General features: G+C 67.1%; 15 protein-coding genes. 7 read left to right on the top strand and 8 right to left on the bottom strand.

Features of this window, described 5'->3' with window-relative positions; translation table 11 throughout:
- Positions 1–41: 41 nt before the first annotated feature.
- The 8 genes from BIZ42_RS11335 to BIZ42_RS11300 form a co-directional block, all read right to left on the bottom strand.
- Positions 42–593 carry a hypothetical protein gene (locus BIZ42_RS11335; RefSeq protein ID WP_070426492.1) on the bottom strand — a complete coding sequence of 184 codons (552 nt, stop codon included), beginning with the start codon at positions 591–593 and terminating at the stop codon, positions 42–44.
- Positions 590–1342, bottom strand: coding sequence for an HAD family hydrolase (locus BIZ42_RS11330; protein ID WP_019185962.1), 753 nt, complete (start codon positions 1340–1342; stop codon positions 590–592). The genes BIZ42_RS11335 and BIZ42_RS11330 overlap by 4 nt, the downstream gene beginning before the upstream one ends.
- Positions 1343–1451: 109 nt before the next feature.
- Positions 1452–1868, bottom strand: coding sequence for an EF-hand domain-containing protein (locus tag BIZ42_RS11325; protein WP_019185963.1), 417 nt, complete (start codon positions 1866–1868; stop codon positions 1452–1454).
- A 220-nt stretch (positions 1869–2088) separates the two neighbouring features.
- Positions 2089–2466, bottom strand: a complete 378-nt coding sequence (locus tag BIZ42_RS11320; protein WP_070426491.1) for a hypothetical protein — start codon at positions 2464–2466, stop codon at positions 2089–2091.
- A gap of 43 nt (positions 2467–2509) precedes the next feature.
- Positions 2510–3187 (bottom strand): M15 family metallopeptidase, encoded by a 678-nt coding sequence (locus BIZ42_RS11315; protein ID WP_083279843.1) that lies wholly within the window; start codon positions 3185–3187, stop codon positions 2510–2512.
- A gap of 10 nt (positions 3188–3197) precedes the next feature.
- Complete coding sequence (locus BIZ42_RS11310; RefSeq protein ID WP_237393495.1) at positions 3198–4775, bottom strand: serine hydrolase domain-containing protein; 1578 nt, start codon at positions 4773–4775, stop codon at positions 3198–3200.
- Positions 4776–4870: 95 nt separating this feature from the next.
- Positions 4871–7897, bottom strand: a complete 3027-nt coding sequence (locus BIZ42_RS11305; protein ID WP_070426490.1) for a TonB-dependent receptor — start codon at positions 7895–7897, stop codon at positions 4871–4873.
- A gap of 43 nt (positions 7898–7940) precedes the next feature.
- Positions 7941–9425, bottom strand: a complete 1485-nt coding sequence (locus tag BIZ42_RS11300; protein ID WP_070426489.1) for a transglutaminase domain-containing protein — start codon at positions 9423–9425, stop codon at positions 7941–7943.
- A gap of 134 nt (positions 9426–9559) precedes the next feature.
- Here BIZ42_RS11300 and BIZ42_RS11295 point away from each other — a divergent pair, with 134 nt between their 5' ends.
- The 7 genes from BIZ42_RS11295 to BIZ42_RS11265 all read left to right on the top strand — a co-directional run bounded on the left by BIZ42_RS11295 (position 9560) and on the right by BIZ42_RS11265 (position 16902).
- Complete coding sequence (locus BIZ42_RS11295) at positions 9560–11005, top strand: SH3 domain-containing protein (RefSeq protein ID WP_070426488.1); 1446 nt, start codon at positions 9560–9562, stop codon at positions 11003–11005.
- Positions 11006–12112, top strand: a complete 1107-nt coding sequence (locus tag BIZ42_RS11290) for a dipeptide epimerase (RefSeq protein WP_070426487.1) — start codon at positions 11006–11008, stop codon at positions 12110–12112. It begins immediately after the preceding gene.
- Between the two features lie 121 nt (positions 12113–12233).
- A complete protein-coding gene (locus BIZ42_RS11285) occupies positions 12234–13082 on the top strand; it encodes a MurR/RpiR family transcriptional regulator (RefSeq protein ID WP_019185971.1) in 849 nt (282 codons plus the stop codon).
- A 17-nt stretch (positions 13083–13099) separates the two neighbouring features.
- Complete coding sequence (locus BIZ42_RS11280; RefSeq protein WP_070426486.1) at positions 13100–13858, top strand: L,D-transpeptidase family protein; 759 nt, start codon at positions 13100–13102, stop codon at positions 13856–13858.
- Complete coding sequence (locus BIZ42_RS11275; protein WP_070426485.1) at positions 13855–15156, top strand: amino acid permease; 1302 nt, start codon at positions 13855–13857, stop codon at positions 15154–15156. The genes BIZ42_RS11280 and BIZ42_RS11275 overlap by 4 nt, the downstream gene beginning before the upstream one ends.
- Positions 15157–15269: 113 nt before the next feature.
- On the top strand, positions 15270–15617 hold the full coding sequence (locus BIZ42_RS11270; RefSeq protein WP_019185974.1) for a hypothetical protein: 348 nt from the start codon (positions 15270–15272) through the stop codon (positions 15615–15617).
- A 136-nt stretch (positions 15618–15753) separates the two neighbouring features.
- The gene (locus BIZ42_RS11265) at positions 15754–16902 is read left to right on the top strand and encodes a PQQ-dependent sugar dehydrogenase (protein ID WP_070426484.1); all 1149 of its coding nucleotides are present in this window, start codon (positions 15754–15756) and stop codon (positions 16900–16902) included.
- Positions 16903–16927 lie beyond the last annotated feature (25 nt).

Raw genomic sequence — 16927 nt, 5'->3', positions numbered from 1 at the left:
GTAGCGCCACGCCATGCGTGGCTGCGCGGTGCATCATCGCGTCAGCGCGTCGCTGCGGCCGGTTCCGGATTGGCCGCCGCACGCTGGCGCTGCTCGCGGTTGCCGAGCTGGCGCTGCAGCGTGGCATCAAGGGTTACCGGGCGATCCCAGTGATCGTGGCTGGCGACGATGGCATGGCGCAGCGCGCGCCAGTGCAGATTGGTCGGCGTGACCGGAAGCTCGGCGACCACGGCTTCCCAGCGCTTGGCCTCGCCCTCCTCCGGCACCGCGCGCGACCATCGCTGCACGCTCTCGCGGCAGGAACGTTCGATCACGTGGGCCCAGAAACAGGCGAAGTAGATGTCGCCCGCCTGCCAGCCGTGGGTGTGCATCAGCGCGGCGATGTAGCCGCGCGAGACCCCGGCGTAACGCGAGACTTCATCCAGGAAACTATCCGGGTAGCGCTCGGCGTAGTGGTTGATGTCCTGCAGTTGGGTATCCACCCAGGCATCCCCGGTGTCCACCACGTAGGCGGCGGACTTCTCCGGGGTCTGCTCGGCCGCCGCCGCCCAGGGCAGCATCAACAGCAGCGCGAGCAGCCCGGCGCGCATCATCCGGCCTGCGCCGCCTTGGCTTCGATGGTGCGCAGCGCCTGCGGCCACTCGAAGGCGGTCGGTGCATCGACCATGCGCGGCTCGTCGTCGGCGACGCCATGCTGGGTTTCGTGCGCCCAGGTCACCGCGTACGGGGTGTGGATGCCCCAGCCGCCCAAGGTGATCACCGGCTCGATGTCCGAGCGCAGCGAATTGCCGACCATCACGAAGCGCTCGATCGGCAGATCGAACTCCTCCAGCACGCGGGCGTAGGTTTCCGGGTCTTTCTCGGAGACGATCTCGATGCGCGGGAACAGGTCGCGCAGGTTGGCCAGCTTGATCTTGGCCTCCTGGTGGAACAGGTCGCCCTTGGTGATAAGCACGACCGGATAGTCACGGGCGATCTCGGTGACCGACTCGCGGACGCCATCGATCAGCTCCACCGGGTGGCGCAGGGTGTCATGGCCGATGTCGAGCATCTGCTGCAGGTCGCGGGCGCTGATGGTCTGGTTGGTGATCTCGATGGCCGCTTCGACCATCGACAGGGTCATGCCCTTCACGCCATAGCCGAACACGCCGAGATTGCGCTGCTGCACTTCCAGCAGGTGGCGCGCGGTCTGGGTGTCGTGCACGTCGATATAGCGCGACAGGATGTCGAGGTAATCCTGCTCGGCCTTGCGGTAGTAATCCTCGCTCTTCCACAGCGTGTCATCACCGTCAAAACCAACCAGGCCGATAGCGCCTTGCGGCGTGGGCAGGGAAGTCATCATCGGCCAAGGATACCAACAGCGGCGCAGCGGCCCCACCCCGGCGGCGCATAAAGAAAGGGCGGCCGAAGCCGCCCTTTCCCCCTCACTGCGCTACCGGTGTCCCCGGTCCTTACCTGCTCTGCTGGGCGCCCGTATCTGCGGCCTTGCCCTGCTGGGCAGCCACGTACGCCTTGTATTCATCCGGCGAGAGCTCGCCGTCCTTGTTGGTGTCGGCCTGGTCGAACACCTGGGCAAGGCCCGCGTTCACCTGTGCCTCGGCCTTGCTGATGGTGCCGTTGCCGTCGGTATCAACGCTGGCCCAGGTCTGGCCACCGCCCCCGTTGGCCTGCGCGGAGGCCTGGGCTGCGGCATTGGCAGCGGTATCTGCTGCGTCGCCGGCCTGCGCCGCCGCCTGCTGTGCCTGGGCGGCCTGATTCTGGGCCTGCGCGGCACTGTGCTGCGCCGACTGGGCCATCGCCGGAATGGCCAGCACACTGCCTGCGGCGACGATCAGGGCGATCAGGGGCTTGCGGATGCGAGTAGTCATTGGGGTGGTCTCCTTGGTTATGTGTTGCGCGGCCTGTTGTTTCCGCACGGCCCCACACTGCCACCCCGTTTGTGAATCGATATTGCCCCTTGATCGCACTGCGCACGCCGTCTTAACCACCTCCCCGAACGCGTGCATTACCGCAGTGGTTAGCCGCAGGTGAGCAGTTGGTAACACAGGCATTCAACGGCGGCGGATTTAACCGGATGCGAACGCAATCTCACGCGGCGTTGCTGTTTTTTTCGGCTGAGCGGGAACTGAACAAAAGCCACCCCAATGCGACACCGCCGATCGCGCCGGCCACTTCGAGCACCACGCGTGAGCCCAGCTCGTTCGGATCGTGGATGCTGGCCAGGAACAACCGGGCGTACAGCGGCGACTCCAGCCGCATCATGCCCATGTAGAACAGGTTCCACGCATCGATGCCGGCCGAGGCCACGACCGCGATGACGCAGGCCCAGCCGATCGCGTGCCCATCGGTCCACCCGGCCCAGCGGCACAGTCGATGCCACAGCGCATACACCAGCAGCCCGACCAGCAGCGCGATCAGGCCCGCTTCCAGCGTTCCCAGCAATCCAAAATGCAGCGGCAGGTTCATCGTGGTCCGATCGGGCGGTCAGCGCACAGTGTAGCGGTGCGCCTCAGCGGACCGGCACGTCGTAGGCGGTGGTCGGCGCCGGCTCGGGCTGCAGGGTGAAGTGCCACCACTCCATCGGGTAGTTGGCGAAGCCGCGCCGGGCCATCGCCTGGCGCAGCTGCTGGCGGTGGCGGCGCTGCACCTCACTGATCTCCGGCGCATCGGTATGCGCACGCGGGCCGAAGAAATCGAAGTCGGTGCCCATGTCCATGGGGGCGCAGGGACCCGTGCGGCAATCGAGCAGGGTCAGGTCCACGGTGGCGGCGCGGCTGTGGCCGGAAGTCTCGGCGATGTAACCGCCCAGCAGGGCCGGCTTGTCGATGTCCGGATACTGCAGGGCCTTGCGCGACTGCTCGTGCGGGTCGTGCGCCCAGGCCACGAAGGCCTTCACTGCGTGGGCCGGGCGGTAGCAATCAAAGAGGCGCAGCGCGAAGCCTTCGGCGCGCAGGTCGGCCTCCACCTGGGCCAGCGCGGTGGCCGCCGGGGCGAGCAGATAGCACTTGGGCGCGTCATAGCCGGGCACGCGCCGGCCGGTGAAGTTGTCCACCCCGGCGTAGCGGATGTCCTGCTCGATTGCCGGTGCCAGTGTGCGGATATCGACCAGCCCGGCCTCGGCCACGTCGCGGGCCGGCGAGACGGTGACCGCCGCCGCCGCGTGGGCACTGCCTGCCAGCAGCGCCAACAGCAGCGTGCTACGGGCAATCGCCGACGCGGGAGAAGTGCAGGTCCTGGTAGTCATAACTGAAGTCGATCTCCGGATCGATCGCGGCCAAGGTCAAGGTGGGCGGCGCACCCGGCTGCAGTTGCAACCACGGCTCGGCATCGGCCCCGAGCGTATCCCACTGCACCAGCCAGCGCTCCCCGAGCTGCATGACCTGGCCACGCAGCCTCGGCGACTTGGCCACGCTGAAGCGCAGCGTGCCCTGCTGCGGGCAGAGCAGGGCCTCGCCCAGCCATGGGTCGCGATAGCGGCCCTGCGCGGCCGCCGTGGTGCGAAGCGGGGCCGGACGACGCGCACGGATATCCGGGCGCACCTGCCCGGCCTCGCGGCGCCCGGCGCGCTCCTGCGCGAGCAGGGACAGATAGTGCTCCACATCTGCACCGTCATCCGGCGCGGTGTAGTGCTTCAACGCCGCCTGCATCAGCGCGGTGCGTGCATCTTCGGCGTCGCTGTTGATCAGGATCACCACGCCCACCTTGCGGTCCGGCAGCAGCGCGAGCGAGGAGTACATGCCCGACAGCGTGCCGGTATGGGCCACCTTCCACTGCCCGTCCATGTCCGACAGGCGCCACCCATAGCCATAGGCGGAGACGTGCGCGTCGTCCCAGCGGCGCTGCCGCTCGCCCAGTGGCATCGGCATGTGCGCGGTCCACAGCGCGCGGCGCTGCACCGCGCCCAGCCACCCGGGCACGCGCGCGGGATCGAGCAGCACCTGCATCCAGCGGATCATGTCGCGCAGGCTGCAACGGATGCCGCCGGCGGCCATCGAAGTCAGATCGGGACTGAGGCCACCATCGGCACCGTGCACCACGCTGCGACCGTCCTTCCGTGTATGCGGCTGGGCAACATTGCCGACCGCCGTGACCGACCACGCGCCGACCTGGCAGCGATCCATCCCCAACGGCACGAAGACCTCCTCGCGCAGCAGTTGATCGTAGGGCTTGCCGCCGGCGGCGGCAGCGACTTCACCCGCCACCACATACATCAGGTTGTCGTAGGCATAGCCGCTGCGGAAGCTGGTGACCGGCTTGAGGTGGGCCAGCCCGGCGATGATGTCCTGCCGGGTAAAGCGGTTCGGCTCGGGCCACAGCATCAGATCGCCCGCCCCCAGGCCCAGGCCGCTGTTGTGGATCAGCAGGTCGCGCACCTGCATCTGCTGCGTCACCCACGGGTCATGCATGCGGAACTGCGGCAGGTACTTGATGACCGGGTCGTCCCAGCGCAGGAGACCGCGGTCGACCAGCCGGGCCAGCAGCGCGGCGGTCATCGCCTTGCTGTTGGAGGCGATCTTGAACAGGGTGTCCGGGTTGATGGCCTCGCCCTGGCCGGCCTGGAGCTCACCACGGGCGCCGGTGAAGACAACTTCCCCGTGTTCGACCACGGCCATGGCGATGCCGGGCAGGTGTTCATGGGTGACAGCCTGATCGAGCAGCCGATTGAAGGTGTCGGCCCGATCGGCTGCCCATGCGCCGGGCGCGATGGCCAGGGTGCAGGACAGGCCAAGCGTGAGAAGGCGGGATGGGGTACGCGGTGAGGTGCGTGACAGCATGGAGTCCCTCGTCATGACCGGAGCGCGTGCAACCGAAGCCGCCCGTGGAAGGCAGGTGCCGACCTACTGTCGGCACCTGCCACGTACGCGCCGGATCAGAAGTTCCAGGTCACCATCAGCTGCGTGTAGCGCGGTGCCTGCCAGCGGGTGCCGGTGTTGAAGGTGTTCTCGCGCACCTGGCCCGGCTGGGCTTCATAACGCTGGTGCACGTTGATGACGGTCTGGTTGTTGAACAGGTTGTAGACCGACAGGCGTGCGCTCAGGTCGATGCCCTCCACCGGCAGGCGCCAGGTGACGTTGGCGCCCATGGTCCACGTCCAGGGCAGGCGACCGAAGGCACCACGGGGGCTGTACTCGAACTGGCGCTGGTCATACGACCCCGAACAGTTCGCCACGCACAGCCAGCCTGTGCCGCCGCCGCTGCCTTCGCTGGAGGTGCTGCCACCGGCGACCGTATCGTTGGGCCACATCACGCCGAACGCCGTGATCGGGCCACCGGACAGCACCTGCAGCGTGGTGCCGAACGACCACTGCTCGTTCAGCGCATAGGCGGCGCGGAACTTGAACTGATGGCGGAAGTCGTTGAACAACGGCCCGTAGCGCTGGTTGTTGGACGGATGATCCCAATGCTGGACCATGCCGGTGTCGCCGTAGTTGGTGTCCGAGTTGACCGGGCCTTCGAAGTTGCCATCGCTGCGCGACCACAGGTAAGACGCGTTGAACAGCCACTTTTCATCCCACGCGCGGTCGATCTGGAACTCCAGGGCCTTGTAGGTGCGCTTGGGCTTGGAGTAGCCGACCACCTCCAGGCTGCCGCCCTTGCGGTAGCCATCCTTGGAGGTATCGATGGTGATCCAGCCCTCGGTGGCGCAGCCGATGCTGGAGTCGCCCCAGATCGTCAGGCTCTCGCCCGGGTTGGCGATCGGCCACAGGGTGGTGCCGGTCGGCCCGCACGGGGTGTGGTTGATGCGCATGTCATCCAGCGCGCGGTCCATCTTGCGGTAGGTCGCGTTGACGCCCCACGACCAGGCCTGGTTGATCATGGTCTGGAAGCCGAGGATGTACTCATCCTGGTAGACCGCCTTCAGGTCCTTGTCCACGCTCTGGCGCAGGTCGGCCGCGCCGGTGTTCATGCGGGTATCGACCGGGCCGATCTGCTGGCCGATGACCGGGGCCATGTACGGCGCGCCGGTGACCGGGTTGGCCTGCTGCTGCCAGCCGTTGAGCACGTAGTAGGAGTACTCGTCGGTGAGGCCGCCGGCGAAGTTGACGTTGATGTTGTTGGTCACCGGCAGGTAGTAACGGCCGGCGTTGCCGAACAGCTTGGTGCTGCCATCGCCCTTCATGTCCCAGGAGAAGCCGAAGCGCGGTGCGATCAGGTCATCCATCTTGATGAAGGCGTCGCCATCGGCGGTGCGGTTCTCGAAGCGGTCCCAGCGCACGCCGAGGTTCAACATCAGGTTCGGGGTGATGTTCCAGATGTCTTCCAGGTAGAAGGCGTTGGCCTCGGTCTCGAAGGTGCCACCGGAGACACGATTGCGCGCGCGCAGCATCTCGGTCACGCCGGCCGGAACATAGGCATTGGCGCCGTCCCATACCTCATCACCCGGGCGGGCCACGTAGGCGGTATAGCTGAGCTGGGTCGGGCCCGGGTAGCGGGTGGACTGCTCGGTGGTCATCAACTCACGGTCCACGCCGAAGCGCAGCAGATGCGTGCCCAGCTGCCATTCGAAGTCCAGGCGGGCCACCTCGCGCGTGTCGTCGCGCTCGGCAACCGCGGCACCGGTAGGGTGGCAGCCTGCGCGCAGGCCGTTGAGCTTGCCCAGGCGGGAGGCATAGCTGGCATCGGTGAACACCGGGCTGCACGCCTCATCGAGCGAGGAGTTGGTGAAGGCCCGCTGGTTGTTCTCGCCCACCATGGCGCGCGCGGTGAAGTTTTCGCCGAAGTGACCGGTGTACGTCGCCGACCAGTTCTTGCCACCGGTCTCGGTGACCGAATCACCGCCCCACGCGCCGATCTGGTCGTCATCCCAGTCGTAGTTGTACGCCCCATTGGTGATCTCGCCTTCGTCGGAGAAGGCCAGCAGTGCCAGGCTGTGGTTGTCGTTGATGTTCCAGTCCAGCTTGGCGCCCCAGAAGCCGTTGTCGCTCTTGTTCTTGAACCAGCTCAGCGCATCGGAGGAGGTGTTGTGGCCGGTGTCGTTGCGGTCCTCATACATCGCGAACAGGAACAGCTTGTCCTTGATGATCGGGCCGGACCCCCACACGTTGGTCTTCAGGAACGAGTTGTTGTCGCGGCTTGCGTAGGAGTGCGGGGTGCCATCGCGGTGGAAGTGATCACGCGGGCTGGACCGCCATGCGCTGGGCTCGGCCGTCACCTCCACACCGCCCTGGAACTCGTTGGTGCCCGAGCGGGTGACGGCATTGATCACACCGCCGGTGGAGCGGCCGAATTCGACCGAATAGCCGCCGGTCTTGACCTGGAATTCGTTGAAGAAGCCGAATGGCGCGCTGGAGAAGCCGCGGCGGGTATACATGTCGGTGACGTTCAGGCCGTTGATGAAGACCGCGTTCTCGGCCACCGAGGAGCCGGCGAAGGACAGCCCGCCGAACGAAGAATTACCGCCCACCACGCCCGGCGCCAGCAGCGCCACCGCCGACAGATCCTGCGCGACCGGCAGGCGCGAGAGCTCCTGGCGGTTCACGTTGAACGAGGTTTCCGTGGAATACACGTCCACGCGATTGACGACGCGGGTGCCGACCACCTGCAGCGCATCGAGGTTGACCACGCCGCCACTGCTGGCCAGGTTGACGGTGGTCGTACCGCCGACCGCAACACTGACCGCGAACGGCTCGCCGAGCTTCTGGCCATCGCGGCTCACCTGCAGCTGGTAGTCGCCCACCGGCAGCTGGCCCAGGCGATAGCTGCCGTCGGCGCTGGCCGTCACAGTCCGGGTAAGGCCGGTCGCGTTGCTGACGACGGTGACCTGGTCACCCGCAGTGGCACGCCCCGCGACGGCACCGCTGACATTCTGTGCCGAAGCACTCATCGGTACCAGGCTGCCCAGACACGCCCCGAGCGCAACGCACAGCGCTGCCCGCTTCAATCGATTTACGTTCATTCCCTGCTCTCTCCTGCAGATGTGGAATCGTGGATACCGCCGTTTACCGCTTGGCCTCCAGTGGCACCACGTGCGACTGGACGTCGTAGTTCCATTGATCGAAATACAGGTTGCCGCCGGACCATTCGGCCTCGCCGCGCTGGGAATCCACCGTGTCCGACCGGAAGTGCTGCTTGGCCGGCACCAGTGGCTGGGCGTAGTCGTCGTTGAAGGCGATGCGATAGGCATCCAGCCCACCCAGATAGAAATCGCGCAGCGCGGGCTGCGGGCTGTCCAGGCGCCCGGTGGTGACATCCATCGGTACCCAGCCGTAGGGCGCCAGGTACACCGCGCCCCAGTCATGCAGGTTGTTGTAGCCGACCGCATCGTCGGAATAAACCATGCCCGACTGCCAGCGCGCGGGGATGCCGTTCAGGCGCAACAGCGCGATCAGCAGCAGCGTCTGCTGCCCGCAATCGGCGTGACCGGCGTGCAGCGCGTAGTCGCTGATGTTGGAGATCGTGGCGTACTCGCGGGCGCCGGCCCATGGAATCCGGTCCACGGCGTCGAACAGCTTCTGGACGATCTGGAAGGGATCGGTTTCGGTGCCGACCACCTGCTGCGAGAACGCGCGCAACGCCGGGGTAAACACCACGTGCGGCGCCTGCTCGGCGAGGTACGGCTTCAGCGCCGGGTCGTCCGGCGTGGGCTGGACCCTGGCAGGATCGATCGTGATGTGGCGCGCGTACACGGTGACCGCGTAACGGATCTGGAACTCGGTCGGGGTGCCGGCCACCGCCTTGCGTTCCAGGTAGGCGGTGCGTTGCAACGCACTGTCAGGCGCCACCTGCGCGCCGGCAGGCGTACTCGCGACCCAGGTGATGTCTTCCTGCTGGCCGGCGATGGCACGCGGGTAGGGAATCCATGCGCGGATGGTTTCCCCGGCCGGCACGGCATCGGGCTTGACCAGCAGCGACTGGGTCACCTCGATGCGGCGCGGCACCAGGCTGGTCGCGCCCGTAGCGCGGGCGGCCGCGACGATCTCCTCATGGTGCGGGTGCAGATGCTCATAGGGGCCCTCCTTCGGCAGCGGGGCCCCGGGTGCCCGCCGGGCGCGCGCCTCGGCGCTGATCCGGAACAGGTTGGACGGCGCGCGCTTGAAGTAGCGGCGCTGGCCATCGATATCCAGGTGTTCGATCAGGCCGGCAGAATCCCAGCGCGCGAATTCGTCATCGTGAAGGTCGGGAATCTGCTTGCGCAGCTGCGCCTTGGCCGCCGCCGCGTCCAGGGTGAAGTCCAGTCGCATGCGGCGCATCCGCTCGCGCTCGAAGGCATAGGCCTGACGCTCGGCATCCGACAGGCTCGGATCCTGCAACGCCGCAGCGATGTCGGCCTCGGCCTGCGCGAACGCACCGCGGTCGATGCCGGCGATCACGGTCGGCAGCGCGACCGGCGCGGCGGCCAGCCCCCACGGCATCGCCAGCAGACCAGCGCACAGGCACCAGACAGCAGGCAGAGGCAATCGCGGTTTGCGCATCACAGGATCCACGGCGACACTTCCCAAGGTGCGGGTGGGGTAATCGCTGTGTAACACGGGCCTGATAGCCGGTCAATAATTTATTCTTGCTTTCGCCGAAAAAAGGAATAAATATTCCTGACGCTTCCGAGGAGGGTGACCGCGTGATGATCCAGGCTTCCCCCCACCGCCCTGTGCGGTCCCGCTGGTTGTCGCGCGCCGTGCTGGCGGCGGTCCTTGCGGCCACGCTGGCACCTGCCTGGGCCGAGGCGCCGCGTGCCGCACCCGGCGCCGACTTCGGCGGGGTGATCGCCCTGCGCGAGGCCTATCTCGCGCCCGGCTTCTGGGCCGACCGCCTGCCCGATCCGGACCGCGTGATCCTCGATCGCGCCGGTATCGCCGCACAGAACGCCCGCATGCGTGCCGAGGACACCTCGATCCACGATCTGCGCGCGTTGCCGGCGCAGCTGCCGCGCGAGCAGGTGCTGGGCAGCATCCAATCGCTCTCCAGGTGGCCCGAGCGCACCTTGTACGGCCAGGATGGCAAGACCATCAGCGACCGGCAGCGCAGCGAGACCCTGGCCAACCTGGCACTCGCCGCGGTTCCGGCGCAGCGCCCGCTGCAGTACGGCCTGGTCACCCATCGCGCCGCGCTGCGCGCGTTCCCCACCACGCTGCGGGTGTTCAGCAGCCAGGGCGACACCGACATCGACCGCTTCCAGGAGTCGGCGTTGTTCCCCGGCGACGCGGTGGCGGTGCTGCATGAAAGCGCTGACGGGCGCTGGCTGTTCATCACCAGCGAACGCTACTCGGCGTGGATCGAGAAGCGCTTCGTCGGCATCGGCGACGCCGACACCGTGCTCGGCTACGGCCAGCATGGCCCGTACCGGGTGGTCACCGGGGCCACCGCGTTCACCGCGTACACGCAGGAGGAGCCGCGCGTGTCGCGGCTGCAGCTGGACATGGGCGTGCGCCTGCCGGTGATCGCCGACTGGCCGCTGGAGAAGACCGTCAACGGCCAGCAGGTGCACGCCGCGCATGTGGTGCAGTTGCCGGTGCGCGAGGCCGATGGCCGCCTGTCACTGGTGCCGGCACTGCTGCCGCGCTCGCAGGACACCGCCGACGACTATCTGCCTTTGACCGCGCGGACGCTGCTGACCCAGGCCTTCAAGTTCCTCGGCGAGCGCTACGGCTGGGGCCACGACTACGACACCCGCGACTGCAGTGGCTTCGTCTCTGAGATCTACCGCAGCGTCGGCGTGTTGATGCCGCGCAATACCAGCGCACAGGCGGTCAGCCCGGCGCTGGACCGCATCGCCTTCAGCGCGAAGGACGGGAAAGCCACGCGCGACACGGCCGTCCAGCAGCTGCAGGTCGGCGACCTGGTCTACATCCCTGGCCACGTGATGATGGCGATCGGCCACATCGACGGCCGCACCTGGCTGATCCACGATACCGCTGGCGGTGGCTGGATCGGCGCGGATGGCAAGCGCGTGCAGGCCCACCTCAACGGCGTGTCGGTCACTCCGCTGGAGCCGATGATGGCCAGCGATACCGTGAGCTACATCGACCGCATCACCAACATCCAGCGCCTTCGGCCACAGACCCCCTGAATGAAGATCACCGACATCGAACTCGGCATGCTGCGCGTGCCGTTGAAGACCCCGTTCAAGACCGCGCTGCGCACCGTGGACACCGTCGAAGACGTGGTCGTGCTGATCCGCACCGACAGCGGCCATACCGGCTACGGTGAAGCGCCCGCCACGGCGGTGATCACCGGCGACACGCACGGCTCGATCATCGAGGCCATCGACGGCTTCATCAAACCGCGCCTGATCGGCGAGGACGTGGCCAACCTCAACCGGCTCTGCGGCCTGATCCAGACCTCGATGGAGCGCAACACCAGCGCCAAGGCCGCGGTGGAGATCGCGGTCTACGATCTGTGGGCGCAGCTGCACAACGCGCCGCTGTACCGGATGCTGGGTGGCGGCGACCCGGTGATCACCACCGACATCACCATCAGCGTGGACTACATCGACAAGATGGTGGCCGACTCGCTCTCGGCGATCGAGCGCGGCTTCGAGTCGCTGAAGATCAAGGTCGGCAAGGACATCGGCCTGGATATCGAGCGGGTCAAAGCGATCCACGCTGCGGTGCAGGGCCGCGCCCTGCTGCGCCTGGATGCCAACCAGGGCTGGACCGCCAAGCAGGCCGTGTACGCGATGCGGGCGCTGGAAGAGGCCGGCGTGGTGCTGGAACTGCTGGAGCAGCCGGTGAAGGCCGCCGACATCAGCGGCCTGAAGTACGTCACCGACCGGGTCAACACCCCGGTGATGGCCGATGAAAGCGTGTTCAATCCCGGCCAGGTGTTCGACCTGATCCAACAGCGCGCGGCCGACATCATCAACATCAAGCTGATGAAGACCGGCGGCCTCTCCAATGCGATCCGCATCGCCGATATCGCCGCGATCTACGGCGTGCCATGCATGATCGGCTGCATGATCGAATCGAGCATCTCCGTGGCCGCCGCCGTGCACCTGGCCGTCGCCAAGAGCGACATCATCACCAAGGTGGATCTGGATGGGCCGTCGCTGGGCCAGTTCAACCCGGTGACCGGCGGGGTCAACTTCAACGAATCGGAGATCACCATCAGCGATGCGCCCGGGTTGGGCATCACCGAGGTGCGTGGGCTGGAGATGATCACGCCGCGGCGGTGGTGACCGTTGTATCCGCCTCGCCTGTCGCCTACGGTAGAGCCACGCCATGCGTGGCTGCCGTTCGCGCAATCCCACCTGCCGCAGCCACCCATGGGGTGGCTCTACCGGATCTGACGCCCTCCCCATGCCGCCCCTGGTGAAAATCCGCTCCGAGCGTGACCACATGTCGGCGATCGAACGCCGCATCGCCGACTTCATCCTCGACAACGCCCACCTCCTGCGCGATTACTCCTCCCAGCAGCTGGCCAGCGCCTTGGGCATCAGCCAGTCCAGCGTGGTCAAGTTCAGCCAGAAACTGGGCTTCAAGGGCTATCCGGACCTCAAGTACTCCATCGGCGAGGCCGTCGCCCGCGCCGGCAGCGACCCGCACAGCCGCCCGCCGCTCCCCGAGGCCGCCAACGACTACACCCAGATCGCCGAGCGCCTGCGCGTGAGCAAGGCCGCCGCCGAGGAAGAAACCTGGCTGGCCAATCCCCAGGCCGACATCGAAGCAATCGTGCAGCTGATCGATGGCGCGCCCAAGGTGTTCGTCTACGGCCTGGGCGATGACGGCCTGTACGCCCGCGAATTCGCCATGCGCCTGTCGCTGCTGGGCATGCTTACCGTGCACCACGCCGACCCGATCCTGATGATGGCCAACCTCTCGGCCGCACGGCCCGGGGACGCGATGCTGGTGTTCTCCGAATTCGGCAAGCTGCCACAGCTGTTCCAGCTGTCGCGCCAGTTCCAGGACATGGGCGGCAAGGTGGTGTCGATCACCCGCCACAGCGCCAACCCGTTGCGCGCCCATGCCGATGCCAGCCTGGTGCTGTGCGCGCATGACCCGGCGCCGCACGTGGCGCAACTGCTGTACCGTTCTTCTCTGCAGGCGCTGCTGGATTTCGTCTTCGTCCTGCTGTGCCACGCCAACCCGGACCGCCACCGCCAGCTCGGGGTGAACCTGGAACGGATCGAACATTTGATCGACAGCTGATCCTGGAGTCCGCCACGATGATGCCGCTGTTCCGCTCCGTCACCGCCGCCGTGATGCTGGTCATCGCCGCCCCCGTGTTCGCCGCCGCGCTGGAGGGCAGCGCGCAGCTGGTCGTGGTCACCACCGAGGGCTGGGATGCCACCCAGGGCAAGCTGCAGGCCTTCGAGCGCACCGCGAAGGGCTGGCAGCCGCACGGCGCCGCCTTCGATGTCGCCGTGGGCCGCAGCGGCAGCGCATGGGGCGACGGGCTGCACCCGGCCCAGTCCGGGACGCCACGGAAGCAGGAAGGCGATGGCCGCAGCCCGGCCGGCATCTTCGCGATCGGCCCGGCCTTCGGCTATGCGCGCGGCGTCACCAGCGGCCTGCCCTATCAGGCGATGCGCGACACCAGTTACTGCATGGATGTGCCGGACTCGCCGTACTACAACCGTATCGTCGATGCCGAGGTGGTCGGTGCCGATGCGGTGGAAGGCTCGACCGAGCCGATGCGGCTGGACCTGCACAACAAGGGCGACGTGCGCTACCGCGAAGGCTTCGTCATCGAGCACAACCCGAAAGCGACGCCCGGCCGTGGCAGCTGCATCTTCGCCCACCTGTGGCGCACACCCGGTGAGGCGACCGCCGGCTGCACCGCGATGGACCCGGCGCGCATGACCACGCTGCTGGCCTGGCTGGACGCCAGCGCGCGGCCGCGCTTCGTACTGTTGCCGCGCGCGGAATACCAGCGCCTGCAGGCCGACTGGCAGCTGCCCGTGCTGGCCGGGAGCGTGCATTGAGCACCGCGCCGCCCGACCCGCAACTCGAACGCGCGGTCAGCCGCTGGCAGATCGTCGGCCTTTCGATCAACGATGTGATCGGCAGTGGCATCTACCTGCTGCCGGCGGCCACCGTCGCCCTGCTCGGTCCTTTCAGCCTGTGGGGGGTGGTCGCGGCGGGCATCGTGGTCGCCCTGCTGGTGCTCTGCTATGCGCAGGCGGCCAGCTACTTCGACGAGCCCGGCGGCAGCTATCTGTATGCGCGCGAGGCATTCGGCCGGTTTGCCGGGTTCGAGATCGGCTGGATGATCTGGCTCACCCGCATCAGCTCGGCGGCGGCGCTCAGCAACGCACTGGCCGATGCGGTCGCGCGGTTCTGGCCCTGGGCCGGGCATGACATCGGCCGTATCGCGGTCATCGTGGTCTCGCTGGGCTTCCTCACCGCGGTGAACGTGGCCGGGGTGCGCTCGGCCGCGCGTACCGGTGTGATCCTGGTGATCGGCAAGCTGCTGCCGCTGGTGCTGTTCGTGGCGATCGGCGCGTTCTACGTGGATACCGACCTGGCCTTCTCCGGCGTACGCCCTGACCCACACGATCTGCAGCGCATGGGCGAAGCAGCACTCCTGCTGCTGTATGCCTATGCCGGTTTCGAAAACATCCCGGCCGCTGCCGGTGAGTACAAGAACCCGCGCCGCGATATTCCCTTCGCCCTGATCACCATGATCATCACCGTCACCGTGATCTACGGCGCGGTGCAGTTCATCGCACAGGGCACGCTGGCCGGGCTGGCCAGTTCGCCGACGCCGCTGGCCGATGCCGCCGCCAGCTTCGGCGGGCTCACCCTCGCCCTGATCCTCACCGTGGGCGCAACGATCTCCATCCTCGGCACCAACAGCAACACGATGATGATGGGTCCGCGCTTCCTGTTTGCGTTGGCGCGCGATGGCTACGGGCCGAAGATCCTGGCGCAGGTGCATCCGCGCTTCCGCACCCCGGCGGCGGCGATCATCGCGCAGGGACTGATCGCCCTGGCGCTGGCCCTGTCCGGTTCGTTCGTGCAGCTGGCGCTGCTGTCGATGACCACGCGCCTGTTCGCCTACATCGGCACGGCCGCGGCGGTGCTGGTGCTGGCGCGCCGGTTCCGTGATCGCCCTGGCGCGTTGAAGCTGCCCGGCGGACCGCTGATCCCGATCCTCGCACTGCTGTTGTGCCTGGGCTTGTTCGCCAGCGCGAGCTGGCAGAACATCGCGGCGGCAGGCATCGCCTTTGCGGTAGGCGCGGTCATCTATAAATTCCCGCGCCGCGATCACCAAGCCTGAGCAGGGGTGCAGGTGTGCAGGTGAATGGCACTTGATGTGTCATTCACCTCGCCGGTCCATGGCGTTAACCCGGCTTTGGATACGGTGAAGCCTCACCCAACCGGAGCCAACACATGAGCACTGACTATCAGATTCCCGGCCGGGTGCCGGAAGACGGTGTCCCGCGCCAGGCCGTATCGGATTACTGGCGTGAGCGCTTTCCAAGCGAACCGTACTATGACAACAACCAGTTCTTCGATGACTACGAGCCGGCCTACCAGCTCGGCCATCGCACCCGCGCTGACGACATGATCCGCGCGTATGAAGAAGTGGAAGCCGAGCTGCAGGCCCGCTGGGCGCAGGAACATGGCCAGAGCAAGCTGAGCTGGGAACAGGCCCGCAATGCGGTGCGCCGCGGCTGGGATGAGTCCACCGCGCTGCGCCAGGCGCACCTGGACAAGGGCGTACCGCGCGGCACCTGACGCGCACTCCCCGATTCACCACCAGCGGCGGCCCTCGGGTCGCCGTTGTCGTGTGGGCAGTACCTCTGGTCCACGCGGCGTTGATGGGCATGGTGTACAACAGGGGTTGGCCATCGCCTCCCCGACGGAGACTTCCATGACCCGCAAGCTCTTGCTTACCCTCGCCATCAGCCTCACCCCCGTCCTGTTCACCACCGCCTGTGTTGCTGCCGACAAGGCCGCCGCCCCGGCCGTGGAAAAAGCGCAGTGGCCGTTCGCCGCCACCGAATTCGCCCGCTTCAACGAGCCCTGGGCGATGAGTTTCCTGCCCGACGGCAGCCTGCTGGTCACCGAGAAGAAAGGCGCGCTGAAGCACTTCAACGTGCAGACCCGCAAAACCGCCACCATCACCGGCGTCCCGGACGTCGCCTACGGCGGCCAGGGCGGCTTCGGCGATGTGCTGCCGCACCCGGACTTCGCGAAGAACCAGTGGATCTATCTCAGCTACGCCGAAGAAGGCGACGGTGATACCCGTGGCGCTGCGGTTGCCCGTGCGCGGCTGGCGCTGGCGGCCGATGGCAGCGGCACGCTGGAAGACCTCAAGGTGATCTGGCGCCAGACCCCGAAAGTGAGCGGCAAGGGGCATTACGGCCATCGCCTCGCGTTCGGTCCGGACGGCAAGCTGTGGATCACGTCCAGCGAGCGCCAGAAGTTCGATCCGGCCCAGGACATGGGCGGCAACCTCGGCAAGCTGGTCCGCCTCAATGACGACGGCAGCGTGCCCGCCGACAACCCGTTCGCCTCGCAGGGCGGCGTGGCCGCGCAGGTGTGGTCGCTCGGCCACCGCAATGCGCTGGGCATCGCCTTCGATGCGCGCGGCAAGCTGTGGGTGCATGAGATGGGCCCGGCCGGCGGCGATGAGCTGAATCTGATCGAGCGCGGGGCCAACTACGGCTATCCGATCGTCTCCAACGGCAATCACTACGACGGCCGCGACATTCCCGACCATTCCACCCGCCCGGAATTCGCCGCGCCCAAGGTGACCTGGACCCCGGTGATCTCGCCGGCCGGTTTCATCATCTACAACGGCAAACAGTTCCCCAAGTGGGACGGCAGTGGCTTCATCGGGGGCCTGTCCTCCAAGGCGCTGGTGCGCGTGGCCTTCGATGGCGACAACGCCCGCGAGGCCGAGCGCTTCGACATGGGCGAGCGCATCCGCGAGATCGAACAGGGTCCGGATGGCGCGATCTGGCTGCTCGAAGACGGCAGCAACGGCAAGCTGCTCAAGCTCACGCCGAAAGCCTGAGCCAGACAGGCTGCCGGCGCATCGC

Source organism: Stenotrophomonas sp. LM091 (assembly GCF_001806305.1).
GTDB classification, from domain to species: domain Bacteria; phylum Pseudomonadota; class Gammaproteobacteria; order Xanthomonadales; family Xanthomonadaceae; genus Stenotrophomonas; species Stenotrophomonas bentonitica_A.
Note: the sequence above shows the minus strand (reverse complement) of the source record. Positions and strands in the feature narration are given on the sequence as shown.